Genomic DNA, 16168 nt, shown 5'->3' on the forward strand with positions numbered 1-16168 from the left:
GCCTCCTTTATCAACGTCGATACGTTAAGTGTACCGATTTCCCCCTCAGCTGTAAAGGCGAATTATAAAAAGTTCGCATTTATTTAATGTTCGCCTTTTGCTTCATCCACCCCAACATAGCGACTCCGTAGGCATTATCACCGGAGTAAACGGGGTCACAGAAGTACAGTTTCGCCTTCACGGCAGGGTGTTCCAGACGTTTGATCAGCCGCTCACGTATGTAATAATTGGCAGCTACTCCTCCAACAATCAAGATGTCCTTCGGGCAGCCTTGCTCTACTGCATGGCGCAATGACTTCTCTAATGTATTGGCAATACATTGCTCTGTCGCCCGCGCAATCTCAGCAGGGCTCGTACTCCCCTTCTCCACTTCCCGCAAAAGCGAGGCTTCCGGTCCAGAAAAACTAAAGGAAAGCCCGTCAACCGCTGAAGAAATCCGAAACGCACCTGTTGCTCCCTTTGCTAACTGCTCCAGCGCAGGACCCGCAGGAAAGGACAGACCGAGTGCAACACCAATCCGATCGACTAGTTGACCTGCGTGCAGATCAATCGTCCCACCGATTTTCTCAATGGCATAACCAGCTGCATGACGCTCGCACAGCAGCAACTCGCTGGTACCCCCGGACAAATGTACAGCCAAAAAGCGGTCTTCTGTCGGACGCACCTCAGCGGTGTATTCCCCCGCCGCAATATGCCCCTCTTGATGAGTCGTCAAGTGCAGGGGAACGCGCAAATAAGTCGCCAACGATTTCGCCAGGCCCTCTCCTACCTTAAATACAGGCATATACGATCCGTCTTGCGGACGCGGCTTCTCGCTTACACAAATCGCTGCAATCTCGTAGTCCTTCCACTTCATCTCTTCACTTAATTCCGGCAGGTTCATCACATGCTGAAAGACGGCTTCGGATTGTTGCAGTCCGCGCTTGCCCTCCTTTACTTTCAGAAGGCGTTTTGCTTCTGCGACAATTCGGCCGTCTTCCTCAGCCAAGCACAGTGATGTCCGGTAATTGCTCGTGTCGATTCCCAACATTACCTTACTCATGCTTGTATCTCCTACCTAATTACGCCTGCTTGGTTTCACGTGATTGCAAGAAGCTCGACAACACACCATTTATATACCGATGGGACTGCTCGTCGCTAAAGAGCTTCGCGATCTCAATCGCTTCGTTCATCACGACTTTGTCAGGTGTGTCTTGCTCAAACATGATCTCGTAAAAAGCCAGACGAAGAATAGCGCGGTCTACATTGGCGATGCGTTCCAATTGCCATCCACGCAGATACTTCTTGATTTCTGAATCAATCTCAGTCAAGTTTTTCAATACACCATCAAGGAGATAACGCAAATACTGTGCATTTTCCTCGGATTCTTCCATGACGAGGGCAACCGCATCGGTTAATGGAACCTCTGCCATATCGATTTGGAAAAGACATTGGACTGCTTTTTCTCGTGCTGTTCTTCGTTTCATACCATTCATTCACCTACTAATTAAAATGAGCTCGGACTTTTCTAATGTCACCGAAACTTGCCTGGCAAAATCTTGTCGAGTATTTCACGCAAGTCTTCCTTATGATCGAGCTTGCGACCAATATAATACCCAGTACCGACAAACACAACAAAAACCAGTGTATCCCAAAATCCCACGAGAAGGTAGATGATGCCTAAAAAAAGTCCGGCAAAAACCCCCATTAGCTTCCCCTTGTGTTCCCACATTAACTCCCGCATCATTTACTTCACCTTCTATTCCACACGTTTACGAGCCGCGTAGTTTTCCTGCTGAGCTACTTCCGTCACGACGATGGCCACCTCAGAAATGTCAACACCAGCAATCCCCTCGACTTGCTCTTTCACGTCAGCCTGCAGCTTCTGAGTCAGTTCAGGCAATGGCGTTTCTCCATCTACCGAAACACGCAGGGTGATCATATTGCCGCTCTCGAGTGCTTTGACTATCGTTTTCATATCGCGCACTCCTTTCACTCGGCGGGCTGCACGCTCTGCAATGGTCTGGATCGTCTGAATCGTAATGTTGACCTCACCCAAATCACTGCGCTGACGGATTCCCCGTTCTACTTTAGGCTTGTTAGAGCGGAAAGAACTGAAAAAGAAGCGAAGGCTGACTACGAGGAAAATAATCGCGACAATGAGATAGGTGATGTTCGTACCCGCCAGCATCTGATCCACATATGGACGGAAAAAATCTTGCGGGATCAATCCGCTGGTCGCTGCTATCGCGATGCAGGACAAAACAATGAGGGCAAAGCTATAAATCGTCAAGATAAAGCGGTCAAACAAGTTCACAAGCACCTCTCCTTTCAGCCATGTTTGAAAAAGGAGACAAACACGGCACGCTCCGGAAAACTCCATGAATTTACGCTCAAAGCCTAAACAAAATCAATGTTTTCAAATGAGGAAAATGCCCCCTGTTCGTAGGGGGCATCCATCCGCTGCTTGTTAGCGCACGCGCTGGTGTTCTTCAACCGGTACTGGAGCCGGTACTTTTTCTTCTGCTTTTAACTCAACATCAACGATATGTACGTTTACTTCCACTACAGAAAGACCTGTCATGCTCTCAATTGCATTGCGTACACTATCTTGAATATTTCGAGCGACTTCCGGGATGCGATGTCCGTATTTGACAATGATCGAAACATCCACTGCTGCTTCACGGGAGCCAACCTCTACACGCACACCACGCGCTATATTTTTACGGCCTAAACGTTCAGCTATTTCTCCTACGAAACCGCCGCTCATTTGCGCCACACCTTCTACTTCGGACGCAGCCATGCCGGCGATCACTTCCAACACTTCGGGAGCGATCTGGACCTTACCAAGTTCTGTTCTGTCTAAGTCTGGAGTAAACTCTTCCATGCTTCGCACCTCCCTCTAATTTGTAATTCATTATACCAAGCACACCGTATTTTTACAAATCAGCCCTACTTACTCTTCATCCAGGTTCAAGTCGTAGGTTTCCAAGAATTTCGTATCGAAATGCCCGCTGACAAATACTTCGTGCTCCAATACTTTCAAATGGAATGGAATCGTTGTCGTAATACCCTCTATGACAAATTCGCCCAAAGCACGCTTCATACGGTCAATCGCTTCGTTACGATCCTTGCCCCACACAATCAGCTTGGCGATCATAGAGTCGTAGTATGGCGGAATGGAATATCCCGCATATGCTGCACTGTCTACGCGCACACCAAAGCCGCCTGGCGCCAAATATTCCGTGATACGACCTGGCGAAGGCATGAAGTTTTTCGCGGGATTCTCAGCATTAATACGGCATTCAATAGCCCAGCCATCCATTTTGATATCCTCTTGCGTAAAGGACAATGGTTGGCCTGCCGCTACGGTCAGCTGCTCCTTGATCAGGTCAAAGCCAGTCACCAGCTCGGTTACCGGGTGCTCTACCTGAATACGTGTATTCATTTCCATGAAGTAGAACTTTCCGTGTTTGTCCAGCAAAAACTCGACAGTGCCCGCCCCATGATAGGAAACGGCTTTCGCCGCCGCAACAGCAGCTTCACCCATTTGTCGGCGCAGCTCTTCACTCAATGCTGGAGATGGAGCTTCCTCGATCAGCTTTTGGTGGCGACGTTGGATGGAGCAGTCGCGCTCACCCAGGTATACAGCATTGCCATGCTTGTCTGCCATGATTTGAATTTCCACATGGCGTGGACCTTCCACGAACTTCTCCAAGTAAACTCCTGGATTGCCAAAAGCTGTTTTCGCTTCGTTTTGCGCCTGACGGATCGCTTTTTCCAAATCTTCGTCGTCTACAGCTACGCGCATGCCGCGTCCGCCGCCACCCGCTGTCGCTTTGACCATGACAGGATAGCCAATCTCGTTTGCGGTGACGACAGCGTCCGCCACATCTTCGATCAGCCCTTCCGTACCTGGTACAGTAGGAACACCTGCCGTTTTCATCGTATCCTTGGCCGTGGACTTGTCCCCCATCTTCACGATGGCTTCTGGGTCTGGACCGATAAAGGTAATGTTGCAGGCGGTGCAAATCTCGGCAAAGTCAGCGTTTTCTGCCAAGAAGCCATAACCAGGATGGATGGCGTCTGCCCCTACCTTGGTCGCTACACTCATGATGTTTGCTATATTCAAATAGCTTTCCTTGGATGCCTTGGGACCAATACAGTAGGCTTCGTCGGCCAGCTTCACATGAAGCGCTTCACGATCCGCTTCGGAGTAGACGGCGACCGTACGAATGCCCAGCTCGCGGCATGCCCGGATAATACGCACGGCAATCTCCCCGCGATTGGCAATCAATACTTTTTGAAACATTCCGCTCTCCCCCACCTTATTCTGGCTTCACCAAAAACAATGCTTGGCCATACTCAACCAATTGGCCGTCTTCTACGAGCACTTTCACGATCTCGCCGCTAACTTCTGCTTCGATTTCGTTAAAGAGCTTCATGGCTTCCACGATGCAAACGACTTTGCTCGCAGTCACTTTGTCACCAGCTTGTACGTAAGGCGGCTTGCCTGGTTCTGGTGCGCTATAGAAAGTCCCTACCATTGGAGATACAATCTTGTGGAGATTTGCGTCATCCGATGCTTGTACAGCTGCTTTCGGAGCTTCTGCTGCGACTGGTGCTGCTGCGACAACTGGCTGAGCCGGGATATGTGCTACTGGTGCTGCAACAGGAGCTTGAACCGCTGGTTGCGTGACGACAATCGTTTCCGTACCATTGGATTTTTTCAGAGACACCTTGGCACCTTCTGTTTCCAAGTTAAATTCTTGAATGGATGATTGATCAATTAACTTAATAATTTCGCGGATTTCATGCATTTTCATTACGAACAAGCACTCCTTCTTTTCTTTCAATAGAGGTTCGTGGAGTCCATTATGTATCCTTTTGGCAAACCATAAATCCATGGTAGCCTGTTGCCAATACCACGTCAAGAAAGGATTTCCCCGCTTCTTTTCCAACAGAAGCGAGAAAATCCTTACCATCATGCCCGTTTCTCCTATCCCTTATAACGAGAAAATACTGTAGCTTGATTAGGATGACTTGTATTGTACGTTAATGTTTGTCGCGGGAATATTCAAGTGCTGCTTTACGTTTGCAATAATTTCCACGACCTCGTTTGCGCTTAATTTATCTTTTTGTACAATGACTGTCGCCTTGTCATTTTGGACAGTTACGACCGCATCCTGGTAGCCACTCGCCTTGAGCATTTCTTCTGCAGTCATCGTAGCACTTTCCATATTGGACAGTTCTTCAAACTTGGCCATCGCTTCTGCTACTGCCTGCGGAGAGGAATCCGTATTGTTTACGATTGCTAGCTGTTCGTCTTTTTGTTGCGCCAATATTGCTTCACGCTTCATTTTGTAGCCTTGGAAAATTTCACTCGCCGTTTCTGCTACTGGGACGACCGTGTTCGTTGCGGCTGGTTTCGCTTCTGGCGCAGCAGGAGTCTTGGCTTCCTGCGCGCCACTTTTTCCGTCTACCGGATTTGCCTTTGGCGCTTGATCGACAGGCGTTGCTTTCGGGGCTTGATCTACTTGCTTGGATTCAACAACCACACCAGAAATTTGCTCTTGCTTCTGGACGGCTTGCTCTTGTCCTGATGTTGGGACCTGTTCTTGCGGCCCCTTCACCAGGTAGTATCCAGAGAGCACAACCATGACAGCAAGCATTGTCAACAACCATACCGTTTGTTTTCGCAGAATCATTCGCCATTACCTCCTACCCTTTTTTGGGCAAAATGGATATTTTATAAGCGGGAACATCCAAAACCTTTTGAACGGCTTCAGTGATCCACGCTTTAACCTGGATGTTATCGGCCCCTTTCGCTACTACCAGGACCCCGCGGATTTTCGGCTTTAGCGTCTTCACAATAACGGGGGCATCCTGCTTGCCGCCTTGCACGATGACGACCTGCTCATCTCGTGACTGGTCATTTTGATTGCGGGTTGCCTTTTCTTTGTCCATTTCCTGATTGGTTGAGGTACGAATATTGCGGTTTTTTTCCACAACCAGCTCTGGTGTTGATTCCAGATTGACCATGACCTCTACTTCGCCGACGCCGACAACAGAAGCGAGGATATCGCGAAGCTGCGTCTCGTAAATGTTTTCATATTCTGCAATGACATCGGTAGTCGGTGATCCCCCCAACACCTGGGAAGCAGCATCGCCTCCAGAAGGACCTGGCGCCTCACTCCCTATATCTCCAAATCCGAGTGGCTGGTCTTTTTCCACTCTGAGGAAGTCCGTCAGAATCATGATAGCTACGCCAATTCCCAAAATGACGATGAAATAATGCAGCGGCTTCAGTTTCTGGTTTTTCCCCTTGCTCCCTACTGCGATTTTCTTTTCTTCCTGCATCGTCTCGCCTTGTTGCTTCATAAACAGACTTTTCAGCTTTTCCCATAATTGGTTCATTGTTTTCACCTCGCTTCACTGACTGGATCCGCTACTGTTTCTCTCTTTCTCTCGATTCGTCTTTGATGACGACCTGGCTCTTCGAGAGCCCCCACTCTTTGGCGACATCGTTTGTGATTTGGGCGTAAAGAGGATTGTCATGATGAGCTGTTGCTGCCATTTCTGTTTTGGGATCAGGTTGTATTTCAATGGGTTTGCCAATCGTAATTTCAACAGGCTGGACAGGTTTAATCGGTTCAATCGTGCTCTGCCCTTTTTGCTCTTCCTTGTTCGCGTCACCGACTACCAGCTCGATTCGCTCAAGGGTGGGCTGTTCCGGATTTTGCTGATTGACGGTAATCGTGACATCTTCGACAGTTACGCCATACTGCTCTTTGACACTGGCTTTTACTGAGGACGCTACCTGTGACTGGACGTAAGCGGTCATCTGTTCGTTTTGTTGACCGAGCAGCTTGTCAGTGATGCGTTTCCACTCTGCCGAAGCAGGCTTGTTCAGCTCTTGTTGGTATCGATCCAGACGAAAGGCCAAATCTTCCTGCGAGAGGCTGAACAGACTGAACACAGGGGAAATGATCGTCAGCAGGAGAATCAAGCCCATCACCATTTTTACGTAGCGTTGCAGTGTCGTATTGGGCAGGATCAGATCGAGGAAGGCAGCCAAAAGGACGAGCAGGATAATTTTTTTCAACCACAGTGTTAACCACGTCATCTCATCACCTACCGAACCATCATGGAGATGTTGCCCGCCGCAATAATGATCGTTATCGCTAGGAAGAACATCAAGCCGACCGTTGCCAAAGCAGCGAAGACGAACAAAAGACTTTTCCCAATCGTACCTAACGCACTGATGATCGGGCTGTTTCCAAGCGGTTGGAGTACGGCAGATGACAGATTGTAGATCAGAGCCAGTACCAGTATCTTCAAAGCCGGAAACGCGCATAGCATGATCAGGATCAAAACTCCCGCCAAGCCCACCGCATTTTTGACCAGGAGCGAGGCATTGAGTACGGTATCTGCCGCATCGGAGAACACACGGCCTACTATCGGGATGAAATTGCCAGTAATGTATTTCGCTGTTCGGAGAGTAACCCCGTCCGCAACGGCTGAAGTCGCTCCTTGTATGGAAATGATGGCGAGAAAGATCGTCAGAAACGAGCCAAGGACACCCATTGCAATATTGCGTAGCAAGGTCGCTAACTGCGTAACTTTGTACCTCTCAGAAAACAGGCTGACGATAGAGAGCATCGCCGATAGAAACAGAAGCGGGAACACGACATAAGAGATAATCATCCCGCTGGTGTTGATCATGAAGATAATCAGCGGGTGAAACATTGTGGCGGATGCCAGATTGCCTACCGAAGCAAGCAGCGCGATGACGAGCGGGATCATGGCCAGCATGAAATCAGACATGTTCGCGATTGCGTCTTTTGCATAGGTAATGGCGACATGAAAGCTGTTGATCGCAAGTACCATCAAGACGAGATAAGTAATCGAGTACGCTACTGTCGATACCGCATTGCGTTCAAAGGCGTTCTGCATCGTTTCAAGAATCATCGCGAAGACCGTAATGATAATGATGGAGCTGAGCAGCTTGCCATTCATCAAAATCTCATGAAAGATGAACTTGCCCATTCCTTGCAGGACTCCTGAAATACTGAGTTCACCTTGCTGCATGAGAATTTGGATAAAGCCTTCCGATTTCAAATCGGGCAAGTACCCTTTATAATCGCGCTGCAACTGATTCCAATACTGTTCAACTCGGTCTAGCTGCAAGTGATCGACCTGTTGTTGCACGATTTGATTAATCGGACCCGATGCGGGTGCCACAGTGGTTGTCGCAGCAGCTGACACGGTAACTGGAAACAAGGCAAGGAGCAGGAACCAGAACAGGATCAGCTTGCAAGTGTGTGCCATGGACATCCCACCTCCCTTATGCCGGCAACAAGTCGATCACTGTTTCAATAATGATTTGGATGATCGGTACAGCCATAACCAATATGAGGACTTTTCCAGCGAGCTCAATTTTCGAAGCAATCGCACCTTGTCCAGCATCCCGGGTCATCTGTGCACCGAATTCAGCGATATAGGCAATTCCGATGATTTTTAGAATCGTTTCCAGAAACACAAGGTTCAAATCTGCTTGAACCGCCAATCTTTCCAAAATCCGAATGACATCTGCTATTTTTCCGACGAGAAAGTAAAAGATGATGACTCCGCTCGCGATCGCCAGCAAAAAGGCGAACATCGGCTTCTGTTCCTTAATGACTAGCGCGAGAATCGTAGCCACCAGTCCTAGTCCGACAATTTGTACAATCTCCATCTGGAGCCCCTCCTCAGTTGAACAGGAAGACGCGTTTTACTTCGGAGAACAAGTCACCGATGTAATGGGACACCATGTACAGGACAATGATGAATCCGACCAGAGTTGCCCAATGCGCAATATCTTCCTTGCCCGCCTGCTTCAGGACCGTATGCAGGATGGCTGTAATGAACCCTACTGCTCCTATCTGAAAAACAGGTGTCAAATCAAAATCCACTGTGAACACCTCGCCTTTAGAACATCAGGATGACGACCAAGAGTCCACCTAAAAAGCCCAAACTCTTGTACATTTTTTCGTACTTTTCCTGTTCTGCTCGAGCCTCCTCTTCCAGCCCTCGCAGGTGGGTGACAGCTAGGCGCAAATGCTTTTGCTGGTCTTCCCGATCGGATGATCCGAGTACCTGACCTAGACTCTCAAGCACCTCTCGCTCTTGTCTGCGCAAGGCTGTCTGGGTCCAGAGTCTATTCATGGCTTGTTGCAAGGCTTCCTCAGCCGAATGCGCCTTTTCTGTCTGAAGGAATTCCGCGGCCAGAAGAAATACTTTCCCCACCTCTTCGGAAACGCGATGACCGACCTTCACAAACGCCCGCTGTAATGGAGTCATCCCAAACACGATTTCCGTTTCGAGCATTTGCAGAGCAACGAGCAGAGCCCGAAGCTGAACGGGACGATTCGCGTAATACTTGCCGATCTGCCAACCAACCATCGACGCCGAAAACAGGATGAGTACGGCTCCCATCAGCTTGACCATGCAACCTTCTCCCTTTCCACCAGGTTCATCCTTTGATCGTAGATGGCCTGGATCGTTCCGACACCTTTTGCGCGGCTGAGTACGATATAGCGGGAAAAGGCTCCATATCGAATCAGCTTGCCCAGCATGGGGCGTTCGGCTACTTCCTTAACGCTCGCTCCATGCGCCGAGCAAATGACGGCTACACCTGCATGAATCGCTTCCCAGACTGCGTCGCCATCCTCCGCTCTTCCCACCTCGTCCACAATCAGAACATCAGGAGACATGGAGCGAATCAGCATCATCATCCCTACAGCTTTCGGGCAAGCGTCCAGCACATCCGTTCGCGGACCGACATCTCGCTGAGGAACTCCTTGCAAGCATCCCGCTAACTCAGAACGCTCGTCCACAATTCCTACCTTGCGACTTGAAGACCACTCACTCCCGTAGCTGATGGTTCGTGCGATATCACGCAACAAGGTTGTTTTCCCGCATTGGGGTGGGGAGATGAGAAGCGTGTTTTGCAGTTTGCCATCCTCAAACAAATACGGCATGACCTTCTTGGCCGCGCCTTTTTTCTCGCGAGCAATCCGGATGTTGAAGCTGGTCACATCTCTGATTCCCTTCACTTCTCCTTTGTCCAGCACCACTTTCCCCGCAATGCCAATGCGATGACCGCCAACCACCGTGATGTAACCCCTTTTCAACTCTTCTTCCAAGGCATAGAGAGAATGCTGGCTGACCTGGTTTAAGAGCTTTGCAGCCTCTTCTGCTGAAAAAAGCCAACCTTGCGCGGGTATTGAGGTGATTTGCCCCGACGATGTCACATAGCTGGATTGTTGGCCAAACCGGACTTCCAGCGGCTGGTTTTGCCGAAGCCGAATCTCTTCCAAATTCTCTCTTACCGCGATAGGAAGGGCCGTCAAAATCGTGCGTAAAGTTGCTGGCAAAATCGCCAAGATCTCATTCATCAGGTACCCTCCTTTTGCAGCATTCTGCCTTTGTCCACTTTGACTTACCTCCATCCTATGCAGAGGTGGACGAGATTTATGCAAAAAAAATAGCTTGCTCTCGTGCTAGAACACGAGTGCAAGCTTTCCCCAATGGGATCATTGATTATTCGTTTTCTTGTTATCCACTGGCTCTATTACATAGTGTTTGAAACCTTCCTCATCTTGGCCTTCGTGCAGATAGATTTCTTTCTGGCAGTTAGGGCATGAGAACTCGTAGGTCGTATCGAGATGAGGATCTACTTGTCCTTCGTAAAGTTGTGCGTCTTCATCATCATCCAAATCATAGAAAGTGGCGTACTCGTCGTCATCGTCCTCACAATCGACAACAGTTTCGTACAAGTCATCATCGTCTTCAAAAAGGTAGAGCTCAATGTCCTCTAAGTCTTCATCCAAAGCCTCCACATAATCCTCTGCCTCTTCCACTCGCGCGTGAAGCTCTCGCAGCTGACCCTCCACCTCATTTAAAATCTCAATCATCTCTACCATAATTTTTCCTTCGGAGCTCTTTTCGCCTACATCCAGTCCATCTGCCAACCCTTGCAAGTATGCGATTCGATTCGCCAATGATTCTGGCATCCACATTCCCTCCCATCCAATCTCTCCCACTTATCGTTCCCCATCATGATCGCATTTACAAATGGAGGGAAATGGAAACTATTTGCGAACTCCAATCAAAATGCAGGAGATCCCCACCAGAATCCAAGCAATTTTGGCAAAGCTAACGCGATCCGACATCCCTAATAAACCGATTGTCGTAGTAGTGATCAAGATGATTGGTCCGACGATTGCAAGACCTGAATTAATGAGCAGAGCTTTTTCGACCTGATTCACTTTTAAAATGAGCAAAGCTGCAATGATTTCGATACTGCCCGAAAAGACCCGAAGTGCCGCCATACCCATAATTGCTTTTTCCAACATACCGTCTCGTCCTCCCCTCCTTTCACTCTATGCCTGTACCACATCATTTCAGCACTTTTTGAATCATCTCTATAGGCTTTTGCCCTCACTCCTCCCCTTCACTGGGCATACACTGAACCATACGCCTAGAAGAAATGAGGAACTTGCCGATGATAGAGTATGATCAGTCGTTTTTGCCTGACAGCTGGGCAAACCCGTCCGGGCAAATACGTGAGAAGCCTCGCGTGAAGGGCTTAACCATGGTCATTGACAAAGGCCTTGGACTTACTGCATATTCCGACTTGTTAGCACTGGCTGCTCCCTATATCGATCTATACAAACTCGGTTTTGGCACCATTGCTCTGTATCCCCTCGAATTACTCAACCAAAAACTGAGCCTCGCAAAACAATATGGCGTACACATCATGCCCGGAGGAACTTTTTTTGAAATCGCCATTCGTCACAATACCATTGCAGATTATATGAAGCTGATTCGGTCACTCGGTTTTTCTGCGGTAGAAATATCTGATGGAACATTCCCTTTAACCTTTTCACAGCGTCAGGAAGCCATCAATTACGCGTTGGACAATGATTTGGTGGTCTACACAGAGGTCGGAAAAAAAACAGCGGAGTATCGCGCATGTCGAGAGGAATTGCTGGAGACACTCAGCTTTGACCTGCACAATGGTGCCAGTCACGTCATTGTGGAAGCAAGAGAAAGTGGTACTGTCGGTGTGTGTGACGGAGATGGCAAGATTGATGATTCCTTCGTTTTGGACATTGTCACGGCGGCCAAAGAAAAAGCCTCTCGCCTGATCTGGGAAGCACCACAAAAAGATCAACAGGTCTGCTTCATCAAGGCCCTTGGCAGCGACGTCAATCTCGGAAATATTGCCTATACGGATGTATTCTCTGTGGAGACTCTTCGGCGAGGATTGCGCGGCGATACAGCCCTTATCATGGATAGAGGGAGGTGTTATCCGTGCGAATAGAAGTGGTGCCGACCGTGGAAGAAATTCGTTTTGAACAGATCAGCAATCATGTAGTCGTCGTTATTGATGTGCTTCGTGCCTCCAGTACGATTGTCACTGCATTAGGGAATGGATTTCGCAGCGTCATCCCGGTCGAAACCATTGGGCAAGCGAACTCTCTCCGCGCCAATGACTGTATTTTAGCCGGTGAACGCCACTGTAAGAAAATCCCCGAATTCGACTGCAACAACTCACCAACCGAAATCGCAGCACTGGGGAAAACGGGAAGCCAGCTTATTTTGACCACGACAAACGGGACTCGCGCCATCCAAAAAGCAGAACGCGCCGCCGCTCTCTTGATTGGCTGCTTCTTGAATGCCACCGCATGCACTCAGCACGCTCTTTCGTATCATCTCGATATTACGCTGTACTGTGCAGGTACTCGGTCGGAATTCGCTCTGGAAGACGGTCTAGCTGCCGGCTTGATGATTGCACAGGCACAGCAAGCGTTACCGAGCATCCAAATTTGTGATCTGGGTGAAGTACTTAAAGCGAGCTACCTTTACTACGCTGGAAAACTGAGCCAGCTGTTACCCCACACGACAACAGGAAAAAGGCTCATCCAACACCATCTCGCAAGCGATATACGGTACTGCGCTCAAGTGGATCAATATCAAATCGTTCCTTATATCAAGGAGAAACGCATACTCCCACACCTTGTCTCATAATGTGAAAGGAGAACAGGGACAGGGGTTTTGATGCCAATGATGTCTGGAGAAGTGATGCTAGTCATCCTAATCGTTATCGGTCTTATCGGGCGCTCACCTATTATTGCGACTGCCGCAAGTATATTGTTGGTGTTGAAGCTAACGGCACTGGAGCGTTTTTTCCCAACAGTAGAACGGCGCGGATTGGAGCTCGGGCTGCTCTTTTTGACCATTTCCGTACTGGTTCCATTCGCCAGCGAAAAAATATCATGGAAAGACGTCACGCCTCTTTTCACTACGGTCGTCGGCTTAACCGCACTGGCTGGTGGGGCCATTGCCACCTGGATGAATGGAAAAGGACTCGATTTGCTGCGCTCAGAGCCACATATGATTGTAGGACTCGTCATTGGCTCGATTATTGGCATTGTGTTTTTTCGGGGCATTCCCGTCGGGCCTTTGATGGCTGCTGGTATTACAGCGTTTGTGTTGAAGCTTTGGGAGTGGTTTGGAAGCAAATAAAAAAACAAAATCCCCCCTCTTATACATAGGAGGGGGATTTGTCTATGTTGCTTTAACGTTTGGCGTTATTCGACATCTCAAATGGAACTTCCCAGTTGAGGTCCTGATATTGGCGTTGTTGAATAGCGTGAGACAGCTTTAATTCTTTTGGCTGTTTTTCAAGGTCGCGGATGAAGAATGTTCCTGCAACATGCACCCGTCCATCCTTGCCTCTTGTATATGTTGTTCCTCTAAGCGATACATTGTAGGTTTGTTTGGACTCATCCTGTGCCGTCCATTCCGTCGTGTAGACGATCCCTTCTGGCAGTATAGCCGAGAACGAAATCAGTGCACCTTTTCCCAAATAGGTCTCATCCCCGATTTTTTCTTCGTCCTCCGTTGTTTTTAAGGTAAAGCCCGTTAAGTTATAGGTACTGTCACTGTTCGTCACGGTCACCTTACCCTTTAACAAGATATCCATCGGGATGGTTGCCTGAAATTTCGATGGCTCATACAGGTACAGGGAGTGCATTTTTAATTTGTACGTTTGATCCTTTGCTAGTGGAGTTATCCCATTCCATTTCGTAACTCCTTTCCCGTCATCATGTACTTTTCCTCGGTACGAATGCTTTACGTTGTTCTTACGAATCTGGTTAAGCTCTTCATGTAAGGCATCGTCCCATCCTGCTACTACATTCCCTTTTTCATCGAATAGTTGGAACGCTACTCCCATGTCGATGAAATACCTCTCCATTCTCTCCGCTTCTGTGAACACACCTGTTTTTGGTTCTTTTACAATCCATCCGTTTTGCTCTTTCCATTTTTGGATTTGTTCTTCTCTTTCTTTTGTCCAGACTGTTTCCATCTCTAGCAAACTTGTGCTTGGAACCGTCATTATGTTTTGCAATATGATTTTTATTCCTTGCGGTGTCGTGTACTTTTGTCCGATCTCTGTATGGTGTGCCACTTCCCTTGTCTTTTTCATATCAAGGGGAAACTCGACCTTCCAGCTTCCTTCTTTCCCACCCAGTATAGTTGCTTCGACACCGACGATTATCTCATCCGGCAATGACTTGCTATCTTTCAGGAATCGGAAAATATCATGGCTGACGACAAGATACTCTCCTTCTTCACCGTAGGTATAGCCCCCTCCCCCTGGATTCAGCTCTTCACCTGACTTGGTTTTGTACGTAAGGGACAATCCGTCTTTTTCCACATCAAACGGGATACGCTTGCCATTTTGGTCCACGATATTGGCAATGATCGCCATCCGCACTGGATCCGCAACCACTTCTTTTACAACCAATGTAATTCCTTGATCCGTCACCTTTTTATTGATTTCCTGAACATAACCCTTCTCTGCTGCCTGCTTCATTCCTTGGTCGATGCCCTGTATGGATTGTATGACACTGTTTACGTAGTTCGCAAAAGTCGGAGACACCATGGACCCAAACGTAATGATTGCCGTAACACTGGCTACAGCTAAAGCTGTTCTCTTCAAAATGTTTACGCTCCTTTTTTTCCAGTTTAGTTTTGGCTTTGGCAATTTCACCTGCTCTAACGCTGTCATCACCTGGGAAGTAAAATCTGAGGGCAACGCGCTTGGAACGTGCAGGTTCGGGAACTCCTCCCTGCTATCCTCTTCTTCCATCATCAGCCTCTGACAGAGCAGGCAGTCTTCGACATGTCGTTCCAGCAGTTTAGCTTCACCTGCAGATAGCTCACCAGTCAGATACTTGCGCAACTCTTCAGTTTTGGAGCAATTCATAGATTGCAGCACCTCCTGACATTTCTTGCGCGATACTAGTCCGGAGCTTTTTCTTGGCGCGATGGATACGCATTTGTACAGTTGTAACCGGAACACTCAAAATTTCGCTAATCTCTTTGTAGCTCATCTGTTCCAAGTATTTCAGCAAAAACACAACGCGGTATTCTTCACCCAACGCCATGATTTGCTGCTGCAAGGTATCTTGCTTTTCTTTTTCCAAATAAGCTTTCTCGGGTGTATCGGATTCAATCAATCTTGTCTCTTCCAAAGGTGTTTTGACGTAGTGCTTATTCTTGCGCCACGCGTCTATACACAAGTTGGACGCAATCCGATACAGCCAGGCCAAAAAAGCATCTGTCGGCTTATATTTGTCCAGCTGACAGTACGCTTTGATGAAAACCTCTTGTGTCAGGTCTTGGGCATCCTGCTGCTGCCCCGTCATTCGATAAAGATAGCTGTATAATCGTACTTTGTACTTGTCGACCAGGTGCGCGTAGGCATCCCGATTCCCTTTTTGTACCTGTTGTATAAGCAACCAATCATCCTGCAAAGGAAGTCCTCCTATTTCAAAAAAGTTCGCTGCGCAGCGTTCATTTTGGCAGGCTCGTATGGATTAACGGATCAACTTGTATTTTCTTTCCATAAATGAATACATTTTTTAAAAAAGTTTTAAAAAAAGTTTGAGTCACCATAGTGGAAGAGAAGAAAAAGCACAGTTCTCTTCGACTCTGACACGCCAGCAGGGGGATTCACTGGACGTCTCCACTTAAGAAAACCTCCTACCGATGCCTTTTCAAGGAGGAGCGACCGCGTTTAATCGGAAAGTTTTCATGCGCTCCGGAAGTTATATGATAAATTCCTATACGT

At 48.2% G+C, this 16168-nt stretch carries 22 protein-coding genes; 3 read left to right on the forward strand and 19 right to left on the reverse strand.

Annotated features, from left to right (window positions below):
- Positions 1-79 precede the first annotated feature (79 nt).
- From C7R94_RS21280 to C7R94_RS21360, 17 genes are all read right to left on the reverse strand, one after another.
- Complete coding sequence (locus tag C7R94_RS21280) at positions 80-1042, reverse strand: tRNA (adenosine(37)-N6)-threonylcarbamoyltransferase complex transferase subunit TsaD (RefSeq protein WP_106784436.1); 963 nt, start codon at positions 1040-1042, stop codon at positions 80-82.
- A gap of 19 nt (positions 1043-1061) precedes the next feature.
- The gene (gene nusB / locus C7R94_RS21285) at positions 1062-1466 is read right to left on the reverse strand and encodes a transcription antitermination factor NusB (RefSeq protein ID WP_069844622.1); all 405 of its coding nucleotides are present in this window, start codon (positions 1464-1466) and stop codon (positions 1062-1064) included.
- A 47-nt stretch (positions 1467-1513) separates the two neighbouring features.
- A complete protein-coding gene (locus tag C7R94_RS21290; protein ID WP_012686029.1) occupies positions 1514-1726 on the reverse strand; it encodes a DUF2273 domain-containing protein in 213 nt (70 codons plus the stop codon).
- Positions 1727-1738: 12 nt separating this feature from the next.
- Entirely contained in the window at positions 1739-2296 is a 558-nt protein-coding gene (gene amaP, locus C7R94_RS21295; RefSeq protein WP_106784438.1) for an alkaline shock response membrane anchor protein AmaP, read from the reverse strand.
- 153 nt (positions 2297-2449) lie between these two features.
- Positions 2450-2866, reverse strand: a complete 417-nt coding sequence (locus C7R94_RS21300) for an Asp23/Gls24 family envelope stress response protein (protein WP_012686027.1) — start codon at positions 2864-2866, stop codon at positions 2450-2452.
- A gap of 69 nt (positions 2867-2935) precedes the next feature.
- A complete protein-coding gene (gene accC / locus C7R94_RS21305; protein ID WP_047068847.1) occupies positions 2936-4291 on the reverse strand; it encodes an acetyl-CoA carboxylase biotin carboxylase subunit in 1356 nt (451 codons plus the stop codon).
- A 16-nt stretch (positions 4292-4307) separates the two neighbouring features.
- The gene (gene accB / locus C7R94_RS21310; RefSeq protein ID WP_047069477.1) at positions 4308-4805 is read right to left on the reverse strand and encodes an acetyl-CoA carboxylase biotin carboxyl carrier protein; all 498 of its coding nucleotides are present in this window, start codon (positions 4803-4805) and stop codon (positions 4308-4310) included.
- A gap of 207 nt (positions 4806-5012) precedes the next feature.
- Positions 5013-5687: a SpoIIIAH-like family protein gene (locus C7R94_RS21315; RefSeq protein WP_106784441.1), complete on the reverse strand. Its 675-nt coding sequence runs from the start codon at positions 5685-5687 to the stop codon at positions 5013-5015.
- Positions 5688-5700: 13 nt separating this feature from the next.
- Positions 5701-6396 carry a stage III sporulation protein AG gene (spoIIIAG, locus tag C7R94_RS21320; protein ID WP_106784443.1) on the reverse strand — a complete coding sequence of 232 codons (696 nt, stop codon included), beginning with the start codon at positions 6394-6396 and terminating at the stop codon, positions 5701-5703.
- 31 nt (positions 6397-6427) lie between these two features.
- Complete coding sequence (spoIIIAF, locus tag C7R94_RS21325) at positions 6428-7105, reverse strand: stage III sporulation protein AF (RefSeq protein ID WP_047068843.1); 678 nt, start codon at positions 7103-7105, stop codon at positions 6428-6430.
- A gap of 8 nt (positions 7106-7113) precedes the next feature.
- The gene (gene spoIIIAE / locus C7R94_RS21330; RefSeq protein ID WP_106784445.1) at positions 7114-8310 is read right to left on the reverse strand and encodes a stage III sporulation protein AE; all 1197 of its coding nucleotides are present in this window, start codon (positions 8308-8310) and stop codon (positions 7114-7116) included.
- A gap of 16 nt (positions 8311-8326) precedes the next feature.
- Positions 8327-8716: a stage III sporulation protein AD gene (spoIIIAD, locus tag C7R94_RS21335; RefSeq protein ID WP_016739903.1), complete on the reverse strand. Its 390-nt coding sequence runs from the start codon at positions 8714-8716 to the stop codon at positions 8327-8329.
- 13 nt (positions 8717-8729) lie between these two features.
- Positions 8730-8933, reverse strand: a complete 204-nt coding sequence (spoIIIAC, locus tag C7R94_RS21340) for a stage III sporulation protein AC (protein WP_007725726.1) — start codon at positions 8931-8933, stop codon at positions 8730-8732.
- Positions 8934-8949: 16 nt separating this feature from the next.
- Entirely contained in the window at positions 8950-9468 is a 519-nt protein-coding gene (spoIIIAB, locus tag C7R94_RS21345; RefSeq protein ID WP_012686020.1) for a stage III sporulation protein SpoIIIAB, read from the reverse strand.
- On the reverse strand, positions 9456-10418 hold the full coding sequence (gene spoIIIAA, locus C7R94_RS21350; protein WP_106784447.1) for a stage III sporulation protein AA: 963 nt from the start codon (positions 10416-10418) through the stop codon (positions 9456-9458). The genes spoIIIAB and spoIIIAA overlap by 13 nt, the downstream gene beginning before the upstream one ends.
- A 138-nt stretch (positions 10419-10556) precedes the next feature.
- A complete protein-coding gene (locus C7R94_RS21355; RefSeq protein ID WP_106784449.1) occupies positions 10557-11036 on the reverse strand; it encodes a CD1247 N-terminal domain-containing protein in 480 nt (159 codons plus the stop codon).
- A 78-nt stretch (positions 11037-11114) separates the two neighbouring features.
- The gene (locus C7R94_RS21360; protein ID WP_007725730.1) at positions 11115-11378 is read right to left on the reverse strand and encodes a YqhV family protein; all 264 of its coding nucleotides are present in this window, start codon (positions 11376-11378) and stop codon (positions 11115-11117) included.
- A 149-nt stretch (positions 11379-11527) separates the two neighbouring features.
- Between C7R94_RS21360 and comA the strand changes: the two genes are divergently transcribed.
- The 3 genes from comA to C7R94_RS21375 are packed head-to-tail and all read left to right on the forward strand — an operon-like array spanning position 11528 to position 13554.
- Positions 11528-12349: a phosphosulfolactate synthase gene (gene comA, locus C7R94_RS21365; RefSeq protein WP_106784452.1), complete on the forward strand. Its 822-nt coding sequence runs from the start codon at positions 11528-11530 to the stop codon at positions 12347-12349.
- Positions 12340-13056 carry a 2-phosphosulfolactate phosphatase gene (locus C7R94_RS21370; protein ID WP_106784454.1) on the forward strand — a complete coding sequence of 239 codons (717 nt, stop codon included), beginning with the start codon at positions 12340-12342 and terminating at the stop codon, positions 13054-13056. The genes comA and C7R94_RS21370 overlap by 10 nt, the downstream gene beginning before the upstream one ends.
- A gap of 36 nt (positions 13057-13092) precedes the next feature.
- The gene (locus tag C7R94_RS21375) at positions 13093-13554 is read left to right on the forward strand and encodes a DUF441 domain-containing protein (protein WP_047068835.1); all 462 of its coding nucleotides are present in this window, start codon (positions 13093-13095) and stop codon (positions 13552-13554) included.
- Between the two features lie 52 nt (positions 13555-13606).
- On the opposite strand, the gene C7R94_RS21380 is transcribed toward C7R94_RS21375, so the two are convergent.
- Both C7R94_RS21380 and C7R94_RS21385 read right to left on the reverse strand, forming a co-directional pair.
- On the reverse strand, positions 13607-15301 hold the full coding sequence (locus tag C7R94_RS21380; protein ID WP_106784457.1) for a DUF4179 domain-containing protein: 1695 nt from the start codon (positions 15299-15301) through the stop codon (positions 13607-13609).
- Complete coding sequence (locus C7R94_RS21385) at positions 15282-15851, reverse strand: RNA polymerase sigma factor (RefSeq protein WP_106784459.1); 570 nt, start codon at positions 15849-15851, stop codon at positions 15282-15284. The genes C7R94_RS21380 and C7R94_RS21385 overlap by 20 nt, the downstream gene beginning before the upstream one ends.
- Between the last annotated feature and the right edge of the window lie 317 nt (positions 15852-16168).

The sequence above is a fragment of the Brevibacillus sp. NRRL NRS-603 genome, from assembly GCF_003013445.1.
In the GTDB taxonomy this organism is placed as follows: domain Bacteria; phylum Bacillota; class Bacilli; order Brevibacillales; family Brevibacillaceae; genus Brevibacillus; species Brevibacillus formosus.

Excerpts from the sequence above, each read along its gene's own strand:
- C7R94_RS21280 (WP_106784436.1), bottom strand. The coding sequence starts at position 1,042 with ATGAGTAAGGTAATGTTGGGAATCGACACGAGCAATTACCGGACATCA.
- nusB (WP_069844622.1), bottom strand. The coding sequence starts at position 1,466 with ATGAAACGAAGAACAGCACGAGAAAAAGCAGTCCAATGTCTTTTCCAA.
- C7R94_RS21290 (WP_012686029.1), bottom strand. The coding sequence starts at position 1,726 with ATGATGCGGGAGTTAATGTGGGAACACAAGGGGAAGCTAATGGGGGTT.
- C7R94_RS21300 (WP_012686027.1), bottom strand. The coding sequence starts at position 2,866 with ATGGAAGAGTTTACTCCAGACTTAGACAGAACAGAACTTGGTAAGGTC.
- accC (WP_047068847.1), bottom strand. The coding sequence starts at position 4,291 with ATGTTTCAAAAAGTATTGATTGCCAATCGCGGGGAGATTGCCGTGCGT.
- accB (WP_047069477.1), bottom strand. The coding sequence starts at position 4,805 with ATGAAAATGCATGAAATCCGCGAAATTATTAAGTTAATTGATCAATCA.
- C7R94_RS21315 (WP_106784441.1), bottom strand. The coding sequence starts at position 5,687 with ATGATTCTGCGAAAACAAACGGTATGGTTGTTGACAATGCTTGCTGTC.
- spoIIIAG (WP_106784443.1), bottom strand. The coding sequence starts at position 6,396 with ATGAACCAATTATGGGAAAAGCTGAAAAGTCTGTTTATGAAGCAACAA.
- spoIIIAF (WP_047068843.1), bottom strand. The coding sequence starts at position 7,105 with ATGACGTGGTTAACACTGTGGTTGAAAAAAATTATCCTGCTCGTCCTT.
- spoIIIAE (WP_106784445.1), bottom strand. The coding sequence starts at position 8,310 with ATGGCACACACTTGCAAGCTGATCCTGTTCTGGTTCCTGCTCCTTGCC.
- spoIIIAD (WP_016739903.1), bottom strand. The coding sequence starts at position 8,716 with ATGGAGATTGTACAAATTGTCGGACTAGGACTGGTGGCTACGATTCTC.
- spoIIIAB (WP_012686020.1), bottom strand. The coding sequence starts at position 9,468 with ATGGTCAAGCTGATGGGAGCCGTACTCATCCTGTTTTCGGCGTCGATG.
- spoIIIAA (WP_106784447.1), bottom strand. The coding sequence starts at position 10,418 with ATGAATGAGATCTTGGCGATTTTGCCAGCAACTTTACGCACGATTTTG.
- C7R94_RS21355 (WP_106784449.1), bottom strand. The coding sequence starts at position 11,036 with ATGCCAGAATCATTGGCGAATCGAATCGCATACTTGCAAGGGTTGGCA.
- C7R94_RS21360 (WP_007725730.1), bottom strand. The coding sequence starts at position 11,378 with ATGTTGGAAAAAGCAATTATGGGTATGGCGGCACTTCGGGTCTTTTCG.
- comA (WP_106784452.1), top strand. The coding sequence starts at position 11,528 with ATGATAGAGTATGATCAGTCGTTTTTGCCTGACAGCTGGGCAAACCCG.
- C7R94_RS21375 (WP_047068835.1), top strand. The coding sequence starts at position 13,093 with ATGATGTCTGGAGAAGTGATGCTAGTCATCCTAATCGTTATCGGTCTT.
- C7R94_RS21380 (WP_106784457.1), bottom strand. The coding sequence starts at position 15,301 with ATGAATTGCTCCAAAACTGAAGAGTTGCGCAAGTATCTGACTGGTGAG.